This window comes from Nocardia sputi, from assembly GCF_023501985.1.
This window is the reverse complement of the sequence record NZ_JAMFLC010000034.1, coordinates 25,713-50,662: the sequence shown is the minus strand read 5'-3', so window position 1 is coordinate 50,662 and position 24,950 is coordinate 25,713. Positions and strand designations below refer to the sequence as shown.

16 protein-coding genes and 2 pseudogenes are annotated in these 24,950 nt (G+C 66.4%); 7 read left to right on the top strand and 11 right to left on the bottom strand.

Annotated features, from left to right (window positions below; genetic code table 11):
- Nucleotides 1-56: 56 nt before the first annotated feature.
- The 3 genes from M8859_RS33265 to M8859_RS33255 form a co-directional block, all read right to left on the bottom strand.
- Nucleotides 57-344, bottom strand: a complete 288-nt coding sequence (locus M8859_RS33265; protein WP_249645455.1) for a helix-turn-helix transcriptional regulator — start codon at nucleotides 342-344, stop codon at nucleotides 57-59.
- A complete protein-coding gene (locus M8859_RS33260; RefSeq protein ID WP_195140915.1) occupies nucleotides 334-687 on the bottom strand; it encodes a sigma factor in 354 nt (117 codons plus the stop codon). Before M8859_RS33260 ends, M8859_RS33265 begins: the two co-directional genes overlap by 11 nt.
- 915 nt (nucleotides 688-1,602) lie before the next feature.
- On the bottom strand, nucleotides 1,603-2,256 hold the full coding sequence (locus M8859_RS33255; protein WP_159930501.1) for a TetR/AcrR family transcriptional regulator: 654 nt from the start codon (nucleotides 2,254-2,256) through the stop codon (nucleotides 1,603-1,605).
- A gap of 228 nt (nucleotides 2,257-2,484) precedes the next feature.
- Here M8859_RS33255 and M8859_RS33250 point away from each other — a divergent pair, with 228 nt between their 5' ends.
- The 3 genes from M8859_RS33250 (at nucleotide 2,485) to M8859_RS33240 (ending at nucleotide 6,249) form a co-directional block, all read left to right on the top strand.
- The gene (locus tag M8859_RS33250) at nucleotides 2,485-3,612 is read left to right on the top strand and encodes a DUF5938 domain-containing protein (protein ID WP_195072283.1); all 1,128 of its coding nucleotides are present in this window, start codon (nucleotides 2,485-2,487) and stop codon (nucleotides 3,610-3,612) included.
- Nucleotides 3,613-3,620: 8 nt separating this feature from the next.
- Nucleotides 3,621-5,174 (top strand): acyl-CoA synthetase, encoded by a 1,554-nt coding sequence (locus tag M8859_RS33245; RefSeq protein WP_195072295.1) that lies wholly within the window; start codon nucleotides 3,621-3,623, stop codon nucleotides 5,172-5,174.
- A 319-nt stretch (nucleotides 5,175-5,493) separates the two neighbouring features.
- A complete protein-coding gene (locus M8859_RS33240; RefSeq protein WP_159930509.1) occupies nucleotides 5,494-6,249 on the top strand; it encodes an SDR family NAD(P)-dependent oxidoreductase in 756 nt (251 codons plus the stop codon).
- Nucleotides 6,250-7,035: 786 nt separating this feature from the next.
- Here the strand turns inward: M8859_RS33240 and M8859_RS33235 are convergent.
- The gene (locus M8859_RS33235) at nucleotides 7,036-7,275 is read right to left on the bottom strand and encodes a hypothetical protein (RefSeq protein WP_249645461.1); all 240 of its coding nucleotides are present in this window, start codon (nucleotides 7,273-7,275) and stop codon (nucleotides 7,036-7,038) included.
- Here M8859_RS33235 and M8859_RS33230 point away from each other — a divergent pair.
- Nucleotides 7,219-7,793, top strand: a pseudogene (locus M8859_RS33230) (transposase); the annotation flags it as partial. The gene M8859_RS33235 and the pseudogene M8859_RS33230 sit on opposite strands and share 57 nt — an antisense overlap.
- Before the next feature lie 57 nt (nucleotides 7,794-7,850).
- Here M8859_RS33230 and M8859_RS33225 read toward each other — a convergent pair.
- From M8859_RS33225 to M8859_RS33195, 7 genes and pseudogenes are all read right to left on the bottom strand, one after another.
- Nucleotides 7,851-8,003 (bottom strand): annotated as a pseudogene (locus tag M8859_RS33225) (hypothetical protein); the annotation flags it as partial.
- Between the two features lie 3 nt (nucleotides 8,004-8,006).
- Nucleotides 8,007-9,083: a glycosyltransferase family 9 protein gene (locus M8859_RS33220; protein WP_249645454.1), complete on the bottom strand. Its 1,077-nt coding sequence runs from the start codon at nucleotides 9,081-9,083 to the stop codon at nucleotides 8,007-8,009.
- A gap of 76 nt (nucleotides 9,084-9,159) precedes the next feature.
- Nucleotides 9,160-9,432 (bottom strand): hypothetical protein, encoded by a 273-nt coding sequence (locus tag M8859_RS33215; protein ID WP_249645453.1) that lies wholly within the window; start codon nucleotides 9,430-9,432, stop codon nucleotides 9,160-9,162.
- A 114-nt stretch (nucleotides 9,433-9,546) separates the two neighbouring features.
- The gene (locus M8859_RS33210; RefSeq protein ID WP_195072285.1) at nucleotides 9,547-10,434 is read right to left on the bottom strand and encodes a PLP-dependent aminotransferase family protein; all 888 of its coding nucleotides are present in this window, start codon (nucleotides 10,432-10,434) and stop codon (nucleotides 9,547-9,549) included.
- Entirely contained in the window at nucleotides 10,431-11,282 is an 852-nt protein-coding gene (locus M8859_RS33205) for a cytochrome P450 (RefSeq protein WP_249645452.1), read from the bottom strand. The genes M8859_RS33210 and M8859_RS33205 overlap by 4 nt, the downstream gene beginning before the upstream one ends.
- A 14-nt stretch (nucleotides 11,283-11,296) precedes the next feature.
- The gene (locus M8859_RS33200; RefSeq protein ID WP_249645451.1) at nucleotides 11,297-12,277 is read right to left on the bottom strand and encodes an NAD-dependent epimerase/dehydratase family protein; all 981 of its coding nucleotides are present in this window, start codon (nucleotides 12,275-12,277) and stop codon (nucleotides 11,297-11,299) included.
- The gene (locus tag M8859_RS33195) at nucleotides 12,274-13,563 is read right to left on the bottom strand and encodes a PfkB family carbohydrate kinase (RefSeq protein ID WP_249645450.1); all 1,290 of its coding nucleotides are present in this window, start codon (nucleotides 13,561-13,563) and stop codon (nucleotides 12,274-12,276) included. The genes M8859_RS33200 and M8859_RS33195 overlap by 4 nt, the downstream gene beginning before the upstream one ends.
- Before the next feature lie 320 nt (nucleotides 13,564-13,883).
- Between M8859_RS33195 and M8859_RS33190 the strand changes: the two genes are divergently transcribed.
- The 3 genes from M8859_RS33190 to M8859_RS33180 are packed head-to-tail and all read left to right on the top strand — an operon-like array spanning nucleotide 13,884 to nucleotide 24,879.
- The gene (locus tag M8859_RS33190; RefSeq protein WP_249645449.1) at nucleotides 13,884-19,085 is read left to right on the top strand and encodes a non-ribosomal peptide synthetase; all 5,202 of its coding nucleotides are present in this window, start codon (nucleotides 13,884-13,886) and stop codon (nucleotides 19,083-19,085) included.
- Entirely contained in the window at nucleotides 19,082-23,611 is a 4,530-nt protein-coding gene (locus M8859_RS33185; RefSeq protein ID WP_249645448.1) for a type I polyketide synthase, read from the top strand. The genes M8859_RS33190 and M8859_RS33185 overlap by 4 nt, the downstream gene beginning before the upstream one ends.
- A 2-nt stretch (nucleotides 23,612-23,613) precedes the next feature.
- Complete coding sequence (locus M8859_RS33180; RefSeq protein WP_249645447.1) at nucleotides 23,614-24,879, top strand: cytochrome P450; 1,266 nt, start codon at nucleotides 23,614-23,616, stop codon at nucleotides 24,877-24,879.
- Nucleotides 24,880-24,950: the final 71 nt, after the last annotated feature.

Sequence of the window (24,950 nt, the reverse complement as noted above, 5' to 3'; positions counted from 1 at the left end):
CGGCTGGTTCGGCAGTGAACGCGTCACTGCCGAACTCGGTGCCGATCGTGCCCGGCTTATTCGGCTGAGCCGACGTCACCGCTGCTCATCGAGCGGCCGTGCCGCCACCGCCCGACAGGCTGCTGATCGCGCAGACCAGCGCCACTGCTCGCGCAGGCCTTGATCTTCCTGCGTGCTGAACATCTGAGGGTCTTCACCGTTTTCGCGGTGGTGGCCAACTCTTCGGCGATCTCGGCGTCGGTCTTGCCCATCACCCAGCCCATGAACGCCACACGCCATTCCCCGTCGGTCAACCTTTTGGCGGCCTCGTCGAAGATCTGCTCGATCACCTTGCTATCGAGCACACGCTCGAACTGATCGGCTGCCGCGCTCGTGCGCCCGTCGACGGGGACATCGGTCTCGACGTAGGACTCCCAGAACACCAATCGGCTGTCCTTGCGCCACAGGTCTATCAAGCAGTTCTTCCGTGGTCATCAGCAGCGCCCGCGCCTGGTCTTCCTCCAGCTGACCGGCCTTCGGTCCATAGGCGCGCCACACGCGCAGGAACGCCTCGTGGGTGAGGTCCTCAGCGCGCTGAGTGTCCGCGCGGGTGGCAGTCATCATGTAGCGGTAGACGCGGTCGTGGTGCTGGCGGTAAAGCGCTTCGAACGGTGCCCGTCCGGTCGGCTTGGCGCGGCGAAACCTCATATCACCCGCATCTGTGTGGCCGGCGGCAATACCCCCGCACCCGTGCACGGGCGCCGACCGGCGGAAACCTCGATGATGCAGGCCGACACCGACATCCCGCTGCGAGCCAGGTACACGACACGGCTGCCGTCTGCGGCTTCCCGCAGAATCATCCGTGTCTCCACGAGGCGTTGATAGCGGCGCACACAGCCGACGATGCTCAGCCAGACCCCGCAAAGCACCACACACAGCGCACCCCATAGCGGGCCGGCGGTCCACAGCACGTGGACCCAGGAAAGCGTCATACAAAGCAAACGGGCCACCACCGGAAAGGTAAATATCCCCAGCTCAGGGTGTATCGCAGGCTCGCCGCCGCCATATGTCCCCGACCATCGACATACTAGAATCCATCCCCCACGGCATGCCTGCAACCGTCACCATTCGTATCTGTCGCGTGTCGGTCATGACCGGCGGGGGAGGACCCCGCCGGGCGGGGCCGAGATCGGGCAGATCCGTATCGACGGAGACACCCCGAAGCCTCACCGGCTCGAGAGTGACACCGCGCAGCCCCTGGGGCGGCCCACCATCCAATATGCGTCGTCACCGGCCTGGAGCGGACCCGTGACGGTAAGAATCGTAGAGTCCCGCCGGTCCAGTACGGGTGACACCGCCGTGCATGCGCGTCGGAAAGTGGCGCGACAGCGTGTTCCTCGAACGCCGCAGCCCAGTGTGCTGACGGGTCGATCGTCCGCGGCTGCAGGGGGATACGGACTGTCTGAGGCCGTAGTCGTCGGCCAGTGGCGGATGGGTGTGTCGCACCACCCGGTCCGCGTCCGCGGCGTGATGATCATGCGGCACCGGCCTGCCTCGGACGAACTGCGTGATCTTTGTGTTCGCCGCGTGATCGGTCGGCGCCGAGATGTGCGCGCCAGCTGACTACCGTGCCGGTCGTGGCTGCGCGGGCGTGGCGTCGAGCATGGTGAATATCGCTTCCAGCTGGGTGCGGGCGGCGTCGATTCCGGCGGAGTCTCCCGCGAAGTGGTGCAGCAGCGCACGGTGGAAGACCCCGTCGAGCAGCACGTACGCGGCGGCTCGATCGAAACTGGGAGAGGTTCCGCGTAGCTGGCAGTAACGCGTGACCACCCGCCAGATCATCTCTTCCCGCCGCACCTCGATGTCGAGGACATCGCTGCGAAACGACTCATCGAACAGAACCTGGTTGCGCAGGTCGTACCAGAGCCGGTGAATCTGCGCGTCGGCCACCAGCGTGCCGAAATAGGTGGCGGCGAAAGCGTTGCGCAGCTCATCGGCGTCCATCGACGCCTCGACGACCTCGTCGTAGCGGGTCACACACACGGCTTCGAACAGCCGGACAGCGTGGGTGATCAGATCGAGCTTGCCGGAGAAGTAGTAGTGCAGGACGCCGTGTGAGTACTCGGAATTCTGCGCGATCTCCCGCAGGCTGGTACGCGCGTATCCCAGTTCGGCCAGCGTGTGCAAGGTGGCCTGCGCGAGCTCGGTGCGCTTGGTCTGGAACTTGTCCCGGGCGCGTTCTTCCACACGTGCACGGGCGTCAACGACTTGTGTCACGTGTCGAGTTCCTCTCCGGTGCATCCTGCGGTTCTTTCCGAGTGTAGACGGCCATCACGACCCAACTTTTGGACGACTGTCAAAAGAATTCTTGACAGTCGTCAAGACGCGACTCTAGTGTGGCGTGCAGCACATCGCGACGCGGCTGTGAGTCGCATCTCGGCGGTGCTTGTTCCAGCTGATCCGCTGCCGGGCGTGGCGGGCAGTCCCCACGAAAGGAATCTCTGCATGGCAACCGACAAGCGCGTCGTCGTCTACGGCGCTTCGGGCTATACCGGTCGACTGATCTGCGAATATCTGCGCGAGTACAACATTCCGTTCGTGGCCGCCGGGCGTGACTACCGTCGGCTGAAGAGCGTGGTCGATGCGGTTCCGGGCATCGATACTGTCGAGCACGACATCGTTGAGGTCGAGCACTCCGAATCCGCGCTTGCGGAAGCGTTCAAGGGTGCGGCCGTGGTGCTGAACACGGTCGGTCCGTTCGCGCGCTGGGGCCATCCGGTGGTTGAGGCGTGTCTGGCCATCGGCGCTCACTACATCGACACCAACGGCGAGCAGAACTGGATGATCGATGCCGAGCAACGCTATGGGGCCGACTTCGCGGCACAGGGCCTGGTCCTGACCCCGGGGTTGGCGCAGATGTACAGCATCGGTGAGATCGCAGCGAACATCTGCCTGGAGACACCGGGCCTGGACACGCTGGATATCCAGGTGTTCTGGAAGGGCCACCCGACGGTCGCCTCGACCAACACGATCTTGACCAATGCCGCGTTCGCCAAGTCGTACTACCTGGAACAGAACGAGTACGTGGAGTGGCCAGCAGACGAGGGCCTGTACCAGGTCGTGGTGCCCGGTCAGCATGAGCTGGGGCTGGCGTTGCCGTGGGGCGGCACCTCACATCCGGTGTGGTTCAAGAACGACCCGCGGGTGGCGAACGCGCGAGCGTTGGGTGGTGTGATCAACCGCCCGTTGATGCTGGGCGTGCCGCAGTTGGTGGCGGCGGCGCTGGAACAGATGGAGGGCAAGCCGGAGGCGGAGAAGTATCAGATCATCGACACGATCTCCGCGTCGATCCGTAGCGAGACCCCGCCGCGGGAAAATCCCCGGATCAACACCTCCCTGGATTCGGTTTACGCCTCGGGTCCGCTGGGGCGGGTCCACTGCGTGATCCACGGCAACTGCAACTACAAGCAGACCGCGCTGCTCAACGCCTACGGTGCGGCCCACTTGCTGAAGGCGCCGCCGCGGGCGGTCGGGTTCGCCTCGAGCTGCCAGGCCTTCGGGCATCGAGAGCTGCTGGGCGTGCTACGTGCCTTCGGTCTCGTGCTCGACCCGATCGTCACCGCTCATAGCTGAGGCCGATGATGCGACTTTCGGACTATCTGGACAAAGGGGTCTCACTCGGGCGCGATGCGCCCTGCCTGACGGCCGGCGGCGTTACCCGCACCTACGGCGAGGTTGTCGACCAAACTGTCGCGATCGCCAGCGCTCTGCAGCACACCGGAATCGAGGCAGGCGACCGGGTCGCGGTCCTCTCGGCTAACGACCCGATAGCCTTGAACTGCGTGTTCGGCATCTCCCGGGCCGGAGCGGTGTGGTGCCCGGTCAATCCTCGCAACGAGGCCGAGGAGAACCGTCAGCTGTTCGAACTTTTCGGCTGCCGTTTCTTGTTCTTCCAGTACGCGTTCGCCGACCTGGTTATCCGAATCCGCGACCAACTGCCGCGGCTGCAGTGGCTGGTATGCCTCGACGGCGAGGTCGAGGGCGCGGTGAGCTTGCAGGACTGGCTGTCGGACCATCGCGGCGATCTCGTTCCCGACCGCCGACCTGCCGATAGGCTGTGCATGCTCGCAGGCACCGGCGGGACCACGGGTCGCCCCAAGGGTGTGCGGTTGACCGAGGACAACATGATGACCTCGACCGCTCTGGCCTTGATGAGTTATCCCTTCGGTCACCGACCGCGCTATCTGGCATTGGCTCCGCTGACGCATTCGGCAGGGGTTCTGACCTTCCCGATCCTCAGTCTGGGCGGGGAGATCGTCATCATGCCTGCCCCCGACATCGGACAGTTCCTCCGCCTGATCGAGCGCCACCGCATCACGCACGCGTTCTTGCCGCCCACCGTGATCTATGGGGTGCTCGACCACCCGGACCTCGACACCACCGATCTGTCGTCCTTGCGTTGCCTGTGGTACGGGGCCGCGCCGATGTCACCGACCCGGCTCCATGAAGCGTTGACGCGGATCGGGCCGGTTCTCGGGCAGTTGTTCGGTCAGACCGAGGCGCCGAACATGATCGCCACACTGGCTCCGGCCGATCACTTCCGTCCCGACGGGTCGATCGCGACAGAGCGCCTCACGTCGGCCGGCCGCCCGACACCGTTGACGACGGTAGCGATCATGGACGGCAACGGAACCCTGCTCGAGCCGGGGGAACGCGGCGAAATCGTGGTTCGCGGACCGCTGGTGATGGACGGTTACCATGACAACCCCGATGCCTCCGCCGAGGTGAGCGCCCACGGCTGGCACCACACAGGCGACATCGGATACCTCGACGAGGACAATTACCTCTACATCGTCGATCGCGCCAAGGATTTGATCATCACCGGTGGATTCAACGTGTACTCCGCCGAGGTCGAACAAGCGCTACTGGCTCATCCCGCGGTCAAGGAAAGCGCCGTCATCGGCCTCCCCGATGCGAAGTGGGGCGAGCGTGTCACCGCCGTGGTCCAATTGCGGCAGGGCCGAACGGTTTCCACCGAAGAGTTGATCTCGTTCGTCAAGGCCAGGATCGGCAGCGTGAAAGCTCCCAAGCAAGTCGAAATCTGGGACGATCTTCCCCGATCCAAGGTGGGCAAGATCTTGAAGAGTGAGGTGCGTAGCGCCATGCGCACAGAAGTACTGAGCGCGACAGACTGACACCATCGCCTCTCACCCGAACGGCTTCGCACGCCGACGGCGTTGCCGCATCGGGAATAGACCACGGCGTAGGCGTATTCCGGTCTCGCAATGGGCCGTACGAACCGGCCACCACGACCTCTACGCCGATCGATGAGAATGCGAGACGGTCGGGATCATTCCCGGTAAGCCGCCACCACCGCGGCGATGGTTCATGAATCGCGCGGTGCATACGGGCCCGCGTCGGCGGACGATCGCCGTAACCACCGTGTGCGCGCCGGGATCGCAGAGATACCGGATCTGTCGGCAACAACATACCAACGGAAAGGAACGAAAGAAAATGGCTGAGTTGAAAGACAAGCGAGTGTTCGTCACCGGATCCGGTGCCGGAATCGGCAAAGCGATCGCCGCTCTGTTCGCCGAGCGCGGCGCTCGTGTGGTGATCAGTGACATCGACGAAGGGTCCGCGGCCCAGGCCGCCGCACAGATCGGGGCCGCCGGGATCGCCAACTGCGACGTCACCGTCGAGAGCCAGGTGCAGACCGCGATCGCTCGGACTGTCGAGATCCTCGGAGGTCTTGATGTCTTGATAAATAACGCCGGAATCGAAATCTCCTCGCCACTGCTGCAACAGTCGACCGACAGCTTCGATCGCATCTTCGCCGTCAACGTTCGCGGCCCCTTCCTAGTGATGAAAGCCGCTATCGCGCCGCTCATCGCGTCGAAAGGTAATATCGTCAACATCTCTTCCATCGCCGGCATCGGCGGCAGTCCCCTGCTCGGCTCTTACTGCGCTACCAAGGCCGCGCTCATCCAGCTCACCCGCGTCGCGGCGGTGGAAATGCGGTCATCCGGCGTACGCGTCAACGCCGTCTGCCCAGGCTTCGCCGACACTGAAATGGTCGACCGGCTGATCCCGGATTTCGAAGCCGCGACCCACATGCCCTTCAGCGATCTCGTCGCTGCCAAACAAGGCCGACTCGGCACGCCCGAGGACATCGCCGAACTCACTGCCTTCCTGGCTTCCGACCGAGCATCCTGGATCACCGGCTCCCACTACGTGCTCGACGGAGGCCTCACAGCGTCGTTGGTCTGAGCGTACTCACGCGGGCTGACTGGTGCCGAGCGGGAGGCAGAACTGCAGCGAGAGTTGCGGCCGGTGTAGTCGCAACTCACGGTCAGCACGACGAATCTTCACTGTCATCGGACCGGCGTCGTCCCACATGCATTGCGCGCCGCGTTTCGTCGGATGCATCTTCACCCGAATGGCGTCGAGTTCGACTGCATGCTGATCGCCGAACCGACAACGATCAAGTCATCGAATTACGCGCCGAGACGCTGAAGCCCGCAGCGCCGCCGAGCCGACATGCTGTCCGGCGTGTGGTGCGCGGCTCTCTCGTGGCGTGCTCGGTGATGTCGGTGACCCACAATTGGTTCGGCCGTGATCGGGTGAACGCCCGGTTGACCAGGTCACCGGCGGTCGGAGTCTGATGCGTGGACGGGCCCGCTGGTTCTCCTGCCGCAGGGTCAGCGAATCGTGGACGGCCGCATCGCACATCGACATACTGCCGGGAACGGCTCGCTCACGGAGCTCGAGTTCGCAGCTCTCCAGAATGGATAGTGCGAGCAGATCCGCCATGACACCAGCGGCGGCGTGCTCACATCTTCATTGCAGCACGGCACGCTGGGTTTTTCGGATAGCTACTCTGCTCATGACACGCCGTCACCGACAGGCCAGCCCTCGGCTGCGCTGCGGCCCGGGTTTGTGTACCTCGCTGGTGTCGCATACATTCGTCTTGTTAGTAGCCGAGCGAACGCTCAGGTAGGATACCCCTGATCACGGCCCCTAGACCGGTTTGTCTGGTTCAGGGGCCGTGATTGGTTATCGCCGCCAATAGTTGATCATCGGTATAGGCGTGGTCGCCGACGAGGGAACCAAGTCGATCTGGGCCATCAACGGTTGTTCCGCGACGATCTCGGCGTTCATGGGCTGCTGCTTGCGTGCGGCATTGGTCTCACGGAGGTGGCCGTGCACGTGAATGCTTATGCCCGGCGGTTCGCTGGCCTGGGCGGCGCCGACTACGTCGATCTGTGGTGCGACGGGATCCACCTGAAAGTGCATCTCGAGCAGGAGAACTGTGCCTGCTGGTGATGATCGGCGTTCGTGCCGACGGCCGCGAAGACCTGGTCGCGCTCACCGACGGTTTCCGTGAATCGCGCGAGTCATGCGCGGATTTGCTGTGCGACTGCCGTCATCGTGGCATGCGGGCACCGGTGCTCGCCGTCGGCGACGGGGCGCTCGGGTTCTGGAAAGCGGTCCGGGAGGTCTTGCCCGACACTCGCGCGCAGTGCTGCTGGTTCCACAAGCAGACCGATGTCCTTGCCGCGACGTGGAAGTCAGCGCATCCGGGTGCGACCGCGGCGATGGAGGAGATCTGCAACGCCGAGGAAATCGACCATGCGCAAGCCGCGATCAAGGCGTTCGGCATCGACTACGGCAAGAATTATCCGAAAGCTGTCGCGAAGATCGTCGATGACACCGATGTGTTGCTCGCCGCCGGGCCGGCGATGGCCTACAAGCTGATCGAGGCCGCTCGAACCCGCTGGCGAGCGGTCGATGCACCGTACCTGGTTGCCCTCGGCCACGGCGACTTCGTCGATGTCGCCCCACCGGAGCCCGGCCTGCTGAAGGCACCACGCGGCCGCGGATGCGGCGCTGCGGGAATCGCGGTGATGTTTGATCCGGGAGAATCGCTCCTCTTCGGCGAACGCGACGGGTTGCCCGTCGGCGACGAGGCAGGCGGAAGCGTCGTGGTGATAGGGACCGCCCAGCCCGAGCACGTACCCCATTGCTCAGCCCTCCGCGCCTGTGTTGGCGGGCACCGCGGTGAGCGAGTCGCGGACCGCGGCGTGCACGGCGGCGACGGGGATGGTGTCCATGCAGCCACCGACCCCGCCGCAGGCGACCTGATGCGCGCATGGTGAACACGGCAGGCTCGCCCGCAGCGCGGTGACGGTGTCGGCGTGCTTGGGGATGACCTCCGCGCCGTTGCTCGGGCCCAGCAACACCACCACCGGCAGGTCGTAGGCGAGGGCGAGATGGAAGCCGAGAGAATCGCCGGTGACCATCGCGTCGCAGAAGTCCGGGACCGCGGCGAACTCTTTCAGCGGCATCGCGTCGTGGCGCACCCGGCCCTCACCGGTGTCCAACTGGCGCAGCAGTTTGTGGCAGACGTGCGCGTCGTCGGGTCCGCCGGTGATGATCAGGCGGTTGCCGTCGTCGAGCAGCCGTTGCCCGAGTTCGCTCCAATACCGAGCCGGCCACAGCTTCGTGGTCTTGGAGCCGCCGAGGTTCAAGCACACCCAACCGCCGCCTGTGCCCAGCCGCGCCGCGAGGCGGGCCCGCGCATCCTCCGGGATCACCAACTGGTACGGCTCGCCCGCGTACTGGTATCCAGCGACCTCGAAATACAGCTCGGTCCAGGTCTTTTCGTTGCCGCGGGTGCGGAAGTTGTTCCAGGTGTTCATGGCGAAGAAGTGGCGCGCCGCCTGCCCGATCGGGTAGAGGCAGTTGTGGTCGCCGCCGTAGGCCAGGCCGGCGCGGTGCTCAGCGCTGATACGGGGGATGAGCCCGGCGGCGGCGGGATTGCGTTCGAAGCAGTAGACCGCGTCGTAGTGTTCGGCGAGCAGCGTGCAGGCGCCGTCGGCGTCCCAGATCAGGACGCGGTCGACGTGCGGGATCATCGTCACGATCGGCGCGGACTCGGCGCCGACGAGCCAGGTGATATGCGCGCCGGGATGCTCGGCTTTGATCCGCGCTGGGAGCGGTGAGGCGAGGAGCATGTCGCCCATGCGTTTGAGCATCACGATCAGGATCCGGTGGGTGACCGGATCGTAGAGCAGCCGGGGCAGGGCCGCCAGTGGCGGCACGGCAGCCCACCGACGAAATGGCGGCAGTCCGGCTTCCAGTCGAATCCGTCGATCTCCAGTGTGATGTCGGCGGTGGTCATGAGGTCCTCGCTTCCGGCTGCCGAACATTTGGCATCAGATGCGCGAGTTCCTCGGCTGCGTGTTGGTCTTCGTTGGTGAGGTAGCGGGCGCGCAAGGCTGCGACCGCGTGGGCGACCGATTCGGGTGGGTCACGATGGATGACTGCGCAGGCCATGAGCACGGCGAGTTCGTCGGCGCCCGCACTGTCGAGACCGGCGAACGTCAGCTCTTGCACCCCCAGCCGCAATCCCGGCGCGCTCAGGTAGGGAATGCTGATGGCGTTGACCACGATCCCGGCCTCATACAGCAGCCGGGAGGCGGTTTCGGCACGACAGATTCGGTCGATGTCGACCCATACCTGATGCGATTGGGTGTAGCCGCGTTCGGCCGCGCAGATGGTGAATCATTGCTCGGTCAGGGCGGTGGCGAGGCGGCGTGCGTTGGCGACGACCGCGGCGGCGTAGTCGCGGGCATGGTCGGTCATCCATGCCACCGAGAACGCCAGCGCCGCGGGGTCGGCCAGGTGGCTGTGTGATATCCACCCGGCGGCATGATCGTCGATCCGGTCCGCCACCCCCGCATCGTTGGTCGCCACGATCCCTTTGCCGGTCGGGCCGGGCCAGGTTTTGTGGACGCTGCCGCCGACGCTGTCGGCTCCCTCGGTGAGAGGGTCTTGGAACACCCCACCGGCGATCAGCCCCAGAGTGTGGGAGCCGTCGTAGTGGATCTTCACCGGATCCCCGACCGCGTCACGGATTCCCTTGATGTCGTGAGGGAACAGTGTCATGAACGAATCCAGGTAGATCAGAACCGGTCCGGTGATGCAGCGCGCCTGCCGCGCCAGCGCGGCCACGTCGACACACCAGCTGGTCGGGTCGAACGGCAGAGGTTGCCAATGCAGGCCGAACCGGCGTGCGACGAATGCGGTGGAACCGTGCCCGCCGTCGGATTCGGCCAAGCTGAACACCGTGCCCGTTGATTCGGCCAGCGCGGAGATCGCGACGGTCATCGCCGACAGCCCGGAGATCGGCTTCACGTTGACATATCGCGCGCCGAGCAACGCACCTATACCGCGTGCGGCCGCTGATTCGAGTTCGGCGAGGTCGCCGCGACCTGGCCAACCCCAGTTCTCCTCGCCAGCACCACCGAAGCAGTATCGGATGCCGGCTTCGGTCAGGTAGGGCGCCCACGCGGGTTCGGGCATCTGATCTTCGCTGGCGATCAGGTGCAGTCGTTGTGAGCTTGCGGCCTGAAACCTGAGCAGACGCATAGCCATTTCTTCGACGTTCACCGGCGCACCGCCTCGATGCGGGCCTGCACCGAGCCCGCCGGGGCGCGCACCGGCTGAAACCGCGCGATCTGCGGTCGCTGACCCGCAACCAGGTCGATCCGGTGCCCGGCCAGCACTACCGCGGCCAAGAGCAAAGTCACCGCTTCGGCCAGCCCGCGGCCGGCACACGCATGCGCTCCCCGCCCGAAGGCCAGCAGGCCCGCGGCGCTGCGCGCCCCCTCGGGCCCACAGAACCGCTGCGGGCGAAACGCCTCGAACGCCGTGCCGGTGATGCGGGTGTTGACCAGGGTTTCGCGTACCAGCCGGTCCGCCGACTGCAACCTGATGCCGACCTCCAGCTGAACGTCGCCGAGTGCGTCGAGGAAAGGCAGGAGCGTTTCCGCGGTCACGAACTGCGGCAGGCTCTCCACGACCAGGCGGCGCACACCGGTCGCAGCGACTTCTCCGGCAATGTCGAGCTGCACATCCAATGGCACTTCACGGCGGGCGAAAAACGAGCCGTCGTTGTAGAGGGCGAGCATGTCGTATTCCGGCTCGTCGCTGGTGCGCGCCAGCAGCGAAGCCACCTGCTCACGCAAACCATCGGCGTTGCCGCCGCGGCCGAAGTTGTTGAAATTGGTGAACGGGCACATGGTGCAGGTCGGCACCGAACATCCGCCCGACATGAGGATCGCCTTCTTGCGGCTGTGGGTGGCGCCGTCGGCGTCGCGGACGGTGTCGTAGCCGACAAATCGCGGCGACGGTGCGTGTTCGACCGGTGCGACTTGCCGAAGCGACTGCGACAACCTCGTGATCTGATGCCGTAGCGCGGACTCACCGTCGAGAACGCCGATTGCGTTGATAGACATAGCATTTTCCCCGATCACAGAAAGTTCACGAGCTCGCCCTGCGCCGTCGCTTGGGCGCGGGCGCGGTCGAACAGAGCGCGGGCATAGGCGCGGATCGTCGCCGTGTTCGCCGACGGCAGGCCGGGTAGCGCCGCACGCAGCCGGCCCATGTCCGCACAGGTCCAGTACTGGTAGCGGTCACGAACCGGGTTGGGCACCGGAATCATCGGAATCGGCGCCCCGGCCCATGCGGTGCACCAGCCCAATAGCGTCTGGAAGCGGACCGGAACTGCGGAGCCGAGGTTGTAGATTCCCGATACTCCCGGGTTGTCCAGCAAACGCACCAGCGCCGCCACCAGCAGCTGCACCGGGAGGTAGTCCCGCGCGGCGGTCAACGTGTCGTCGAACAACGCCACCGGTCGTCCCGAGGCCGCGGTGGTGACGATCTGCCACAGGATCGACGCCATCGGCCCTATCGGGCCTTCCCCTGGGCCGAACACGTTCGTGTAACGCAGCCCGACGAAGTCCAATCCGGTCGTTTCCGCGCGCCGCCGCATCGCCTGATCCATCGCCAGCTTCGAGCGGGCGTATGCGTTCAACGGGCCCGAGCAGCGCATCCGATCTTCGGCATCGGATTCCATCGAGGCAGTCCCCGGCCCTACAACGCCGTACACGGCACCGGACGAGGCATACACCAGCCGCGTCCCAGACCTCGCGCACGCACTCGCGATCCGCTGCGGCACGGTCACATTCGCCCATTCCAGCCGCTCGTCCGCCGGGGTGAGGGTGTCGGTGATCGCCGCCTGGTGAACGACCACGTCGAACTCGCCTGCAGCGACCCTCGCCAGCACGGCCGGGTCGGCGGCATCCGTGGTGATCGACTCCCACCGGTTCGTCTCGCCGACCGGAGGCCGAATATCGACACCGGTCACCGACCACCCCGAGGCATGCAAGCCGGCCGCGGTGTGGCTACCGATGAACCCGGTCGTACCGGTGACCAGCACCGTGCGCGTCATGACCGCACCGCCCCCGCCGCCGCGGCGCGCGCAATCAACTCGCTCGTGGACACCCCATCCAGGTACGGGCCGAGAACGACCTGGCCGCCGTGGCGTTCGATGACCGCGGTCTCGGGAAGCTCGGTGTGGCCATAGTCGCCGCCCTTGACCCACAGATGCGGCCGCACCCGCTCCAGCAGCTCGGCGGGGGTGTCCTCATCGAACACCACGACCGCGTCCACGCAGGCGAACGCCGACAACATCGCCGCCCGTTGGGCCTGCGGCACCAATGGCCTGGCCACGCCCTTGAGCCGAGCCACCGAGTCGTCACTGTTGAGCAACACCACCAGGCAGTCACCCATCGCGCGCGCGGCCTGCAACAGATGGCGGCGTCCGTCGTGGAGCACGTCGAAGCAGCCACCCGTCGCCACCACCGTGCCCCCGGCCGCGCGCACCCGCTGCGCCATCGCGACGCCATCCACGCCGCGATCGACTTCCGGGCGCGGGTGTGGGCCCGGCATCCGGGATCCGGCGACGTAGTCGGTGGCCACACAGACCGCCTGCTGCACGGCCGTCGAGGCGATCCGGGCGCGGATCAGCTGCTCGAGCAGCGTGACCGCGAACCTGTCGCCCGCACCGCACGCATCGCCCTGCTCGCGCCGGGGTGCCGGGAACACCTGCGCAGGCTCCGTATCCCCGCCGACCAGGACAGCGCCGTCAGCTCCCAGGGTGACGACGGCATGATCGCAGCGCCACCGCGCCCGCAGATTCCGAGCACGGCGAACATCGGCGTCCAAATCGCTTCCCACGATGTCGTCGTCGGCGAGGCAGGTGGCTTCGTCCTGATTCGGCACGACGACGCTCACACGTGGGATCGGTGCCGGTCCATGCCGGTGCGGATCCCACACCACCGGCACCCGGCCGGAAACGGCTGTCAGCAGCGCGCGCAGCTGCGGTTGCGCGGCGACCCCGCGCCCGTAGTCGGCGACCAGGACGCCGTCAGCCGCGGTGAGCACTCGTGCGACGTCTGTCGGTGGATCACCTACCGCGGACACCGGCGCGCAGTCATCGACCATCAGCAGGGTTTGGCCTCGCGCCCGCATCCGCAGTTTCACCGGCGTCGGTCCTTGGCTGGGAAGTTCGATCACCGACACTCCCGCCGCGGCGAGATCCGTCCTGATCCGCTGTCCTGGTTCGTCGTCGCCGAAGGCCGCCACCACAGTCACCGACCAGCCGTCGGTGGCGGCGAGCATCGCGGCCAGCCCCGCACCGCCGGGGCGCCACTGTCTCGCCGGCCTGCTCAACACCGGCACGCCTTCGGCGCTTGCGTTCGCTGCGGTCGGCTTGATCTGACGGACTGGAGCGACGGTGTCCGGGTGCCGCGACCTGTATCGAAACGGGCGGGTTGAGAGTCTAGCTATGTCCCTGCCGACTTCGCCGCGGTTACACCGCAGACTCTCACCGTCGGTTCCTGGGAGCGACATCAACCGGCGGAAAAGTTCCCAACGCCGAGGAGTCTCATTTGGCCGTAATAGAATTCGGCCCCACCTGGCGCCGTCCCGGGCTCGACTGAGCGGCCTGGCGATGCGGGCCAACTTGACGCTAGGTAGCTAGGCGGCTGAGACACTTGGTATCTCAAAGGATCAGCAAGGTCGACCACGAGTTCGCGGATTCGGGTGCGCGCACGTTTCCTGATCTTCTCGACGCCCGCGTCGGCACCGACGGTGATCGGATTGCGGTCAGTTTCGTTCCAGACGATGGTCCCGACCTGCACCTGACCTACCGCGAGCTCATCGACCGGGCCACGGCGATCTCGGGTGCGCTGCTTCGGACCGCTGTTCCGGGTGACCGCGCCGTGCTGTTGTTTCCCCCGGGTGTGGAATTCGTCTCCTGTCTACTCGGCTGCATGTACGCGGGTGTAGTCGCAGTTCCGGCGTACCCACCGCGCGGCGCCCACGCAATACCGAGGTTGACTGCCATCGTTGGCAATTCGGGTGCGTCCATCGCGTTGACGACCACCGATCTACTGCCCTGGATCGAGAAGCTGCTCTCCAGCACGCCGGGTGGTCCACGGTGCGTCGCAATCGATTCCATAGTGTCGGTGTCGGACGGTGGTGGCCCGCAAGCGGTTCCGGGCCCCGAATCGTTGGCTCTGTTGCAGTACACATCGGGATCGACCGGCGCGCCGAAGGGCGTCATGGTGACCCATGCGAACCTGCTCCACAACTCCGCGAGCATCCATCACACGTTCGGCTGCACCCGGGACAGCGTCGCGGTGATCTGGCTGCCTCCCTATCACGACATGGGTCTTATCGGTGGCATTCTGCAGCCGCTGTTCGGAGGGTTTCGTACGGTGCTGCTGTCTCCCCTGGAGGTTTTGCAGAGGCCGCGACTCTGGCTGGAGACGATATCTCGGTATCGCGGAACCATCAGTGGGGGACCGAATTTCGCGTACGAACTGTGTTCGGACAAGGTTGGGCCCGACGATCGCCAGAATCTCGATCTGACGAGTTGGACCGTCGCATTCAATGGCGCCGAGCCGGTGCGGGCGAGCACTTTGACGAGATTCGCAGACGCATTCGCCGCGTCCGGGTTTCGGTTGTCGGCCTTCTATCCCTGCTACGGCCTGGCCGAGGCGACGTTGTTGGCGGCCGGTGGGGACAAGGCCGCGGAGCCGAAGGTCATCACAGTGCCCGATTCGACTCCGCTGGTGGCATGCGGCTCGGCGCCACCGTCGCATGAGGTGGTCGTCGTCGATCCGCACAGCGGCAGGCCGAGGCCGCCTTCCATGGTCGGCGAGATCTGGGTACGGGGACCGAGTGTCGCCCAGGGCTATTGGCGTGCGCCGGAGGAGACGGAGCGCATCTTCGGCGCACGGCTGGCGAATGATGATGAGGGCAGCCCGTTTCTGCGTACCGGAGACCTGGGCATGATGGTGGACGGGCAGCTCGTCGTCACCGGCCGCCGCAAGGAACTCATCGTTGTCAGGGGGCGAAATCTCTACCCACACGACGTCGAGTCGGCATTGGATCGCAGTCATCCCGCGATCCGGCGTGGCTGCGGCGTGGCGTTCGCCGTTGTGGACAACGAGCTGGAACAGCTGGTCGTCGTTCAGGAGGTCCGCGCGGAGCCGGGTCGCACAGAGCAGGAACTCGCGGACATCGTCACCGCCATTCGCGGCAGGGTCACCGCGGAAACGGAGATACAGCCGCAGCGGATAGTTCTGGTCCCGCCGAGAAGCATCCCCAAGACCTCCAGTGGCAAGCTGCGGAGGCTGGAGACCCGGCGTATGCTGCTCGACGGAAGTCTGGATGTACTGGCGGATAGTGGCGTCACCGGAGGCACGGCCGAGTTGGTATCCCGCGATCGCGGGAGTCTTCCGGCCCAGTCGGAACAGTTGCCGCTGCTGCTGGCCGAAGCCGTGCGCCGTGCGACCGGCGTTTCGATCTCACCTGCAGACTGGCACCGGCCGTTGATCCGGCTGGGCATCGATTCGCTCGCGGCACTGCGGATCCGGCACGAGTGCGAGGTTGCGTTCGGAGTTTCGCCGGACATCGCGAGCCTGCTCCGCGGCGATGTCATCACTGTGGCCGAGGAGTTGCGGACCCGCACGCGGTCTTCGAAGAGCTCCAGCGGGACCGCGCTGCCGGACGGTGCACTGTCGGCGGCCGAGACCGCGCTGTGGTTACTCGATCGGATGGGGACGGCCGGTACGGCATATCACCTGGCCCGAGCCTTTCATGTGCGCGGAGCAGTCGACCTGTCCACTATCCGCGCCGCGTTCGACGGGGTCGTGAGTGCTTGTCCGGCACTGCGGTCCCGGTTCGTCGAGCTGGACGGTGTGCCCGTCCGCATGGTGGACGACCATCCGGGGGAGTGGCTGTCCGTGGTCGACGCGTCCAGCTGGGACGAGGACCAGGTGCGCGCGGCCTGCCAGACGGAGGCTGATCGCGCGTTCGATCTGACGACCGGACCGGTCTTCCGGGTGCGGCTGTTCGATCGTGGTGCAGCCGCCCCGGTCGTCGTCGTCACGGCGCATCACCTGGCACTGGACTACTGGTCGTTCCTGCTGGTCATCGACCGTCTCCGAATCGGGTTCGCGGGTGGTGCCGCACCCCCCGAGCGGGCGGACGTGACACAGTACGCGCGCCGGGAAGCCGAGTTGCTGAACGGGCCGGAAGGTCGACGGTTGGCGCAGTTCTGGCAGACACGGCTCGACGGTGCCCCGGTCGCGATGCGGCTGCCCGCCGACCGCCCCGATCCCGGCGCCCGGGACGTGCGAACCGGCGGCAGGGTGATCCGTGAGCTGGACCCTGCGCTGTTCGATGTGATCACCGCTGTCGCGGACGTCACCTGCGCCACACCGTATTCCGTGCTCGCCGCGGCGTGGGCGGTGGTTCTCGGCGCATGGACCGGCAGTGACGAGCTGGTCGTCGGGTGCCCCACGTCCGGCCGGACCTCGGCCGAATACGCGAACGTGGTCGGCTATTTCGTCAATCCCGTCGCACTGCGGTTGCCGGTGTCCGGCAATCCGGTCTTCGCGGATTTCGTTCGCCACGTCCACGGTGTGGTCATCGAGGCGCTCGCACATCAGGATTATCCGTTCGCGGAACTCGTCGCGCGGTCGAGCGGTCCGGCGGACCGCGGCCGCGACACATTGTTCCGAACCATGTGCCTGCTGTACCGCGATCTGCCGAACCGGCCAGAGGGGGCGGCGCTCTTCGCCCTCGGCGCGCCGGGGGCCCGGATCGCCTGCCACGACGTCATCTTGGAGAGCATTGCGCTGACCCGCGGCGCGGCTCAGGTCGATCTGACGTTGGTCATGGCGGGGGACAACGGACGCGCCGCCGTGCTGGTGGAGTATGCCGATATCTTCGAGCCGGGCACAGTCGCCGCCCTGTGCGATCGACTGGTCGCAGTCCTCGAGAGATTGCCCGGCGGCGCCGATCGCCGCGTCGCATGGTTGGCGGCTGCGACCGGCGCGGAACGTGCTCGCGTGCTTGCGGCCGCGACGACGGAGGCGGTTCCGTCCGCGGCGGAGTGCGTGCAAGACTGTTTCGAGGCGGCGGTGATGCGCGCACCACAAGCGATCGCGGTGGATCACCTCGGCGTACAAACGTCCTACAGCGAGCTCAACCGGCTCGCCAATCGGGTCGCTCATCGACTGCGAGCACGTGGTACAGCCCCGGAACAGCGGATCGGCATCCGGGCGGACCGCTCGGTCTGGACGATCGTGGCCATGCTCGGCGTGCTGAAAGCTGGCGCGGTGTACGTGCCGCTCGATCCCGCATATCCCGAGGACCGGCGGGCAGCGATGGCTACCGCGGCCGGAATAGCAGTCGAACTCGGAGCAGGCGCCGTCCACGTCGAATCGCTCTGTGCGGCAGGGCCTGCGGGGCTGGACGAGAATCCTGATCGTTGGACGACGCGATCCTCGGCCGCGTATCTGCTCTTCACGTCCGGCTCCACCGGTCGCCCGAAAGGTGTGTTGATCGAACACCGCAGCGTGGTCAACATGATCAGCGGGCAGGCAGCCGTACTCGGTCTGACTTCGAGTAGCTCCGTGCTGCAATATGCCTCGCCCAGCTTCGACGGCTCCGTATGGGAGATTTTTCCGGTCCTCGCGGTTGGCGGCACGCTGCGCTTAGCGGATCCTCGCTTATTGGTGCCTGGGCCCGACCTGATGCGATTGCTTGCCGACGGTGTGGACACCGTGGCCCTTCCGCCCTCGGTGCTGGCGTTGCACTCCGGCGCCGAGCTCCGGAACCTACGCGCAGTCGTCTCAGCAGGCGAGCAGTGCACTGCGGATGTCGTCGAACGCTGGGCAGGCGGTCGCAGGTTCCTGAACTCGTATGGCCCAACCGAAACAACCGTGTGCGCGACGACCCGGGAAACTGTCGATGGCCGGGATGCGGCACGGATCGGCCGAGCCGTGCCGGGGGCGTCGGTGTACGTGCTCGGTCCTGGGCTCGAGGTGGTGCGCCCAGGAAACATCGGCGAGATCTATGTCGGTGGTTCCGGCGTGGCCCGCGGATACTTCGACATGCCGGGACTCACGGCCCAGCGGTTCGTGCCGGATCCGTTTATCACGTCGGTGGGCGGGCGAATGTATCGAACCGGCGATCTGGCGCGGTTGGATTCCGACGGCGGTCTGGAGTTTCTCGGCCGGATCGATAACCAGATCACACTCCGCGGTCATCGCATCGAGCCGGGGGAGATCGAGGTGGTGCTCCTGGAACATCCAGCGGTCCGGGAGGCGGTCGTCGTGGCACGGGAATTCGCGCGGGACATCGCGTTGGTGGCCTACCTTGCGGTCGAGCCGACAGCTCCCGCCGCCGCGGAGTTCCGCGATCTGGCGCGGGCGCAGCTGCCGCGCCATTTGGTTCCCGCGACGTTCATGCTGATGCCTGCGCTGCCGCGCGGCGCGACAGGCAAGATCGACCGTGCCGCGCTGCCGCCGCCGGTGCCGGTGTTCGAGACCTCTTCGTACAGGCCGCCGCGCGAGGAGCACCAGCTGTTGGTGGCCAGGGTGTGGCAGGAGATTCTCGGCGTCGAGCCGATCGGACTCGATGACAACTTCTTCGATATCGGTGGGCATTCACTCAATGCCTCGCGCGTGCACGCACTTCTGCAGGAACGGTTGGGTTGGCAGTTCGGGCTGATCGAGCTGTTCGAATTCACCACCGTGCGCACGCTCGCGGCCCGACTCGCCGGGATGTCACCTGGCATTGAACCCGATAGTGCGAGCATCGCCCAGGTACAGGGCCGTGCGCGGCAACGTGCCCACGCGCTCGCGCGCCGCCGCGCCGCCCACAGGAGTGAGCAATGAGTGAATTCGATATCGCGATCATCGGAACGGCGGGACGGTTTCCCGGCGCCCCGGACATCGACGCGTTCTGGCGGGCACTGCGCGCGGGACGCGAGCTGATCACCCATTTCGAACGCGAGGACCTCATCCAGGCGGGTGTGCGCGCCGAAGATCTCGATCGTCCGGGCTATGTCGGCGCGCGCGGAGTGCTCGACGACGCGGACCTGTTCGATGCTGGTTTCTTCGGGTTCAGCCCACGCGAAGCCGAAGTGCTCGATCCGCAGCACAGGTTGTTCCTGGAGTGCGCGTGGGAGTCCCTGGAGGACGCCGGCCACGACCCGGCCCGGCACGACGGCCCCATCGGCGTCTTCGCAGGCGTGGGCATGAACACCTACCTGCTGAAGAACATCCTGCCCGACGGCGAACTGATGGCCGCGATGGGCGACTTCCAGATCATGACCCTCAACGACAAGGACACCCTCCCGACGCGGGTGTCCTACAAACTCGGCCTGCGTGGTCCCAGCGTGGCGGTGCAGACGAGCTGTTCCTCGGGTCTGGTCGCTGTTCAGTTCGCCTGCGACAGCCTGAACAACTTCGGCTGTGATATGGCGCTGGCCGGAGCGGTCGCGGTCAAATTCCCGCAACGGGTGGGCTACCGGCATCTCAAGGGTGGCATCGTCTCGTCGGACGGGCACTGCCGCGCTTTCGATGCGGAGGCGCAAGGAACGGTCAGCGGCGGCGGTCTCGGCATCGTCGTGCTGAAGCGGCTGGCCGATGCGCTGGCCGACGGCGACCACATTCACGCCGTCATCCGGGGCGGAGCGGTCAACAACGACGGCAACCGGAAAGTCGGCTACGCGGCGCCGAGCATCGTCGGCCAAGCCGACGCCGTCGCCGCGGCCATGGCCCACGCCGGGGTCGAGCCGGAAACGATCGACTACGTCGAAACACACGGCACCGCAACGCCGATCGGTGACCCCATCGAGATCGCGGCGCTCACCCGAGCTTTTCGCATGGGTACCGACGCCACCGGGTATTGCGCGCTCGGCTCGGTGAAGACCAACATCGGCCATCTCGATGCGGCAGCGGGGATGGCCGGCCTCATCAAGGTGGTGCGGGCACTACAAGCCGGGGAGATCCCGCCGAGCCTCCATTACGTGCGCCCCAACCCGGAGATCGATTTCGACTCCTCTCCGTTCTTCGTCAACACCCGGCTGCGTCCTTGGCCGGTGGCCGCGCACCCGCGCCGCGCCGGTGTCAGCTCGTTCGGGGTCGGTGGCACGAACGCCCATCTCGTACTGGAAGAAGCGCCCCGCTCAGATCGGATGACGACGTCCTCCACCGCATCGCCCGAGTTGCTGGTGTGGTCGGCTCGCGAGCCGGAGCGGCTGGACACGGCGCTCGACCGGTTCCGTGACTGGTTGCCGAGTGCTCCGGACGATGTCGGGCTCGGCGATATCGCGTTCACGCTGCATCGGGGACGAAGAGCCTTCGATCACCGGGCCGCTGCCGTCGTCGTTGACCAGGACGATGCGCTACAACTGCTCGACGAGCCGCTCCGGCCCGCGGTGCTCCGAGGTCAACGGCCGACCGCCGGCTCGCCGGATCTGGTGTGGATGTTTCCCGGCCAAGGTACGCAACGCGTTGCCCTGGCACCGGAGTTGTACCGTCGCGTCCGGCCGTTCCGCGAGACGATCGACCGATGCTGTGAAATCTTGCGCAGCACAGCCCAGCTGGATTTGGGCGCGGTCCTGTATCCCGTGGCGGACCCCGACGCGGCACGGGCGGAGTTACGCCGCACGCGCACCGCGCAGGCGGCCGTATTCGTCCTCGATTACGCGCTCGCGGCGACTTGGCAGTCGTGGGGCGCCCAGCCGGTGGCCATGATCGGCCACAGCCTCGGCGAGTATGTGGCCGCGTGTCTTGCGGGTGTGTTCTCCCTGGAGGATGCCTTGCGAGTGGTGGCGGCACGCGGCCGCCTCATCGACGGTCTCGCCCCTGGGGTCATGCTGTCGGTGTGTATTCCCGAGTCGGCGCTGACCGAACTGGTCCGCGACGCCATCGCAGTCGCCGCGGTCAACGGGCCCGAAAACACTGTGCTTTCCGGGCCGCCCGCCGACATTCTCACGCTGGAGCAGCAGCTCGCGGCGCGACAGGTGCCCTGCGCACGGTTGGAGACCTCGCACGCGTTTCATTCCCCCGCGCTGCGACCCGCCGCTGCGGAATTCGAACGTCTACTGCAGGGCACTCCGCTGCAAACACCACGGATACCGATCGTCTCCACCGTCACCGGCGAACTGTTGCGCCCCGAGGACGCCCGCGACCCGGCCTACTGGGCCCGGCAGATGGTGTCGACGGTGCGGTTCGGCGCGGCCGTCACGACGATGCGAGACGCCCATCCGCACGCCTCGTGGCTGGAAGTCGGTCCTGGGCAGTCGTTGTCGGGCCTGGTGCGACCAGTTCTCGCCGACCAAGAACACGCCGCGGTCGTGAGTTCGCTGCCCACCCCCGAACACGGATCGGACCTGCCGGCGCTGCTGGCCGCGGCAGGCAAGCTGTGGGTGCGCGGACACGAGGTGGATCTCGCGTCACCATATGGGGAGCGGCGCAGGCGGATGCGGCTTCCCACCTATCCGTTCGCACGGACAAGGTATTGGGTCGATCCGCCGGAGACACGCCCCGTGTCGAACGGCAGACAGCTGGCGCGCAGGCCCGATGTGGCCGATTGGTTCGCGGTGCCCGGGTGGGCACAGCGTCCGCTCGTGCCGCGAACTCGTCCCGGTCGGCAGTGGCTGATCTTCGATGACGGCGGCGCTGTCGGTGCGCGTCTGGCGGCGGAATCGACCGCCGCGGTGCGCGTGTCCACCGGCGGCGGGTTCGAGCGTAGAGGAACCCGGCATTATCTCGTCGAGCCATCCACCGCCGACGACTACCGGGCGTTGCTGCGCGCCCTGCGCGCCGACGGCATCGAGCCGACGGGCATTGTGCACGCCTTCGGGCTCGGTTCCAGCGCGGATTTTGCCTCCGCGCAACAATCCGGCCTGCACAGTCTGATCGCCTTGGCGCAGGCGATGAGCCTGCCCGGCGCGGGTGACCCGGTGCCGATCTGGGTCCTGACGCGTGGCTTGTTCGATGTCCTCCCCGACGACATGGTGACTCCCGAGCGGGCCACCATACTTGGTGCGGTCACGACATTCGCCCAGGAACGACCTTGGGTCCGGTGCGGCGTGGTCGACGTCGGCACCGCCGACGCCGCCGGGGTGTCGGAACTGATGGCCGCGGAAGCTACCCGGGGCAGTCCCGAACCGGCCGTCGCCTGGCGTTCCGGCCGCCGATGGGTGCGCACTGTCGAGCCGTTGCCGCTGGCCGAGTCCGACGGCGCGAGGATCGAACCAGGTAGCGCGAGCGCGGTCTTCGGCGGGCTGGGCAGTTTCGGTTTGCTCGCGGCTCGCCTGCTGGCCCGGCTGGGCTGTTCGCGTATCGCGCTGATCGACACCGCCGCGCCGACCGACAACACCCACCGTGCGCTCGAGCAACTGCGGGCCGACGGCGTCGAAGTGCTGGTCCTGGCCGCGGATATCGCCGACGAGCGACAGACACGAGAGGCGGTGCGCCACATCATTGCTCGCTTCGCTCGCCTCGACGGCGTGCTCCACGCGGCGGGCCCGCCGCCGCTGTTGGCGACGATCGAAGAGATGGACGTCGCCGAATGCGAGCGGCAGTTCGCTACCAAGGTGCACGGGCTGGTGAACCTCGACCGAGTGCTCACGGAATCGGCTCCCGGGCTCGACTTCGCGGTAATAGCCTCGTCGCTGGCATCATTCCTCGGCGGATCGGGACACACAGCCTACGCCGCAGCCGCGGCTTTCGCGGACGCATTCGCTCGAACTCGCAGAAAATTGCCTTGGCAGAGTGTCAATTTCGAAACATGGAACCTGAATGTCGAACAGGTCGATCCGGCGTCCGCTGGAGCGAGCCGTCTGGAACTGGCGATGACGCCGCAGGAAACCGCGGCTGTGCTGGCGAGAGTGCTGTCCACACCGGCTGGCGCGTTTCGCGAACTGATCGTCTCGACGGCCGACCCGGTCGAGCGGATACGTCGGTGGCTGGAACCCACCGACGAAGGCGCGACGTCCCAGCAAGTGCGGGCGACTCATCGCCGCCCGCACTTGGCCACGCCGTACGTGGCGCCGCGCACCGAGCTCGAATCCGCCGTCACCGTGCTGTGGGAGCACCTGCTCGGCATCGCCCAGATCGGTGTATTCGACAACTTCTTCGAATTGGGCGGCGATTCGCTGCTCATAACCCGTCTGGCCGCGCGGATCCGCGCGGATTTCCAGGTCGAATTGTCCTTGCGGCAGCTTTTCGAATCGCCTGTTCCCGCCGAGGTGGCGACGCTGATCGCAGAATCGCAAGCGGATCCGGACGACTTGGCCGTGGTCCAGCAGATGCTGGCCGAACTCGACGACCTGCCTGACGGGCAGGCGCTCGAGGTGCTCCGCAACGTGGGAATCACGCTGTCCGACGTCGGAGAACTGGAGCAGTGACGATGTCCGAACACCGTCTCGACGAGGTCGGAGCATTCGACCGACCGGAGATCGTCGCCGATCCCTACGACTTCTATCGTGCCCTGCGCGAGACGCCTTCGCCGACCTACGACCCGGTGCTGGACGCCTGGCTGGTGGCCAAACATGCCGATGTCGTAGCGGTGCTGCGTGACCCGGCGTTCTCGGTGCGACGCAACGCTCGATTCCTCGAGGTGCTGCCCACTGCGACGGGTGAATTCGATTCGCTGCGCGGGTTCTTCGGTACCTGGCTCGGTTTCTCGGATCAGCCCGAACACACGCGCCGTCGAACAGCGTTCAGCAGGAAGCTGACATCGCGCACCGCGATGGGGCTCAGGGAGGTGATCCAGGACGCCGCGGACCATCTGGTCGCCAAGGCCGCCCAGCTCGGAGGCTGCGATGTGGTCACCGATTTCGCGCCGCTCCCGGCGGTCGTGATGTCCCGACTACTGGGTGTCGATTATGAACGGCTGAGGTCGTTTCGGCCGTGGATCATGGACGTGGCTACGTTCATGCGAACACCGACACGCGACACCGCACGTCGAGCACAGCACGCCATCGAACAGTGGCGCCGCTGGTTGGACGATCATCTGGCGTGCTCCGGCGGTCAGGGCATGATCGCGTCGCTGGCCGCGGACGCAGGCCTGACTCGCGACGAGGTCTTCGCTCTTGTTGCCGCTGTGGTGACCGGCCCACCATTCCGCAGGTACGGCGAGAACGAGCCGACCGCACAGTTTCTCGCCAAAGCGATGTACCTGCTGTTGGAGCACCCGGATCTGCTTGCCCGCTTGCGCGCCGACCCCAGCCTGATCCCTGCCGCCGTCGACGAACTGCTGCGGTACGAGCCGCCGTTCCACTTCATCACACGCCAGGTCGAATCCCCGGTGCGGTTCCGCGGCGTGCGGATCGAACCGGGGCAACCGGTGCTGGTGCTGCTGGCGTCGGCGAATAGAGATTCGGCCGAGTTCACCTCCCCGGACGATATCCTGCTCGATCGACCAGGCGGCAGGCATGTGAGTTTCGGCTTCGGCGCGCACTTCTGTCTCGGCGCACCTCTCGCTCGCGCCGAGCTCGAAGTGACCTTGGCAACGATGCTGCGCAGCTGGCCGAGTATCCGGCGGAGCGGGGACGTGTGCTGGCGAATGGAGTCGGGCGTACGTGCACTGGACGGCCTTTCGCTGGATCTCGACGGCGAGCCGGACACACTGCGTCTGCTGCTCGATCGACTGGAAGGAGACGGCGATCACTGATCTGACCGGACGGCTGGCCGGACTATCGCCGCGGCAACGTGCGTTGCTGGCGGCCGGGCTGGCGCGTAAAC

Excerpts from the sequence above, each read along its gene's own strand:
- M8859_RS33260 (WP_195140915.1), bottom strand. The coding sequence starts at position 687 with ATGAGGTTTCGCCGCGCCAAGCCGACCGGACGGGCACCGTTCGAAGCG.
- M8859_RS33250 (WP_195072283.1), top strand. The coding sequence starts at position 2,485 with ATGGCAACCGACAAGCGCGTCGTCGTCTACGGCGCTTCGGGCTATACC.
- M8859_RS33245 (WP_195072295.1), top strand. The coding sequence starts at position 3,621 with ATGCGACTTTCGGACTATCTGGACAAAGGGGTCTCACTCGGGCGCGAT.
- M8859_RS33240 (WP_159930509.1), top strand. The coding sequence starts at position 5,494 with ATGGCTGAGTTGAAAGACAAGCGAGTGTTCGTCACCGGATCCGGTGCC.
- M8859_RS33235 (WP_249645461.1), bottom strand. The coding sequence starts at position 7,275 with ATGCACTTTCAGGTGGATCCCGTCGCACCACAGATCGACGTAGTCGGC.
- M8859_RS33205 (WP_249645452.1), bottom strand. The coding sequence starts at position 11,282 with ATGTCTATCAACGCAATCGGCGTTCTCGACGGTGAGTCCGCGCTACGG.
- M8859_RS33200 (WP_249645451.1), bottom strand. The coding sequence starts at position 12,277 with ATGACGCGCACGGTGCTGGTCACCGGTACGACCGGGTTCATCGGTAGC.
- M8859_RS33185 (WP_249645448.1), top strand. The coding sequence starts at position 19,082 with ATGAGTGAATTCGATATCGCGATCATCGGAACGGCGGGACGGTTTCCC.
- M8859_RS33180 (WP_249645447.1), top strand. The coding sequence starts at position 23,614 with ATGTCCGAACACCGTCTCGACGAGGTCGGAGCATTCGACCGACCGGAG.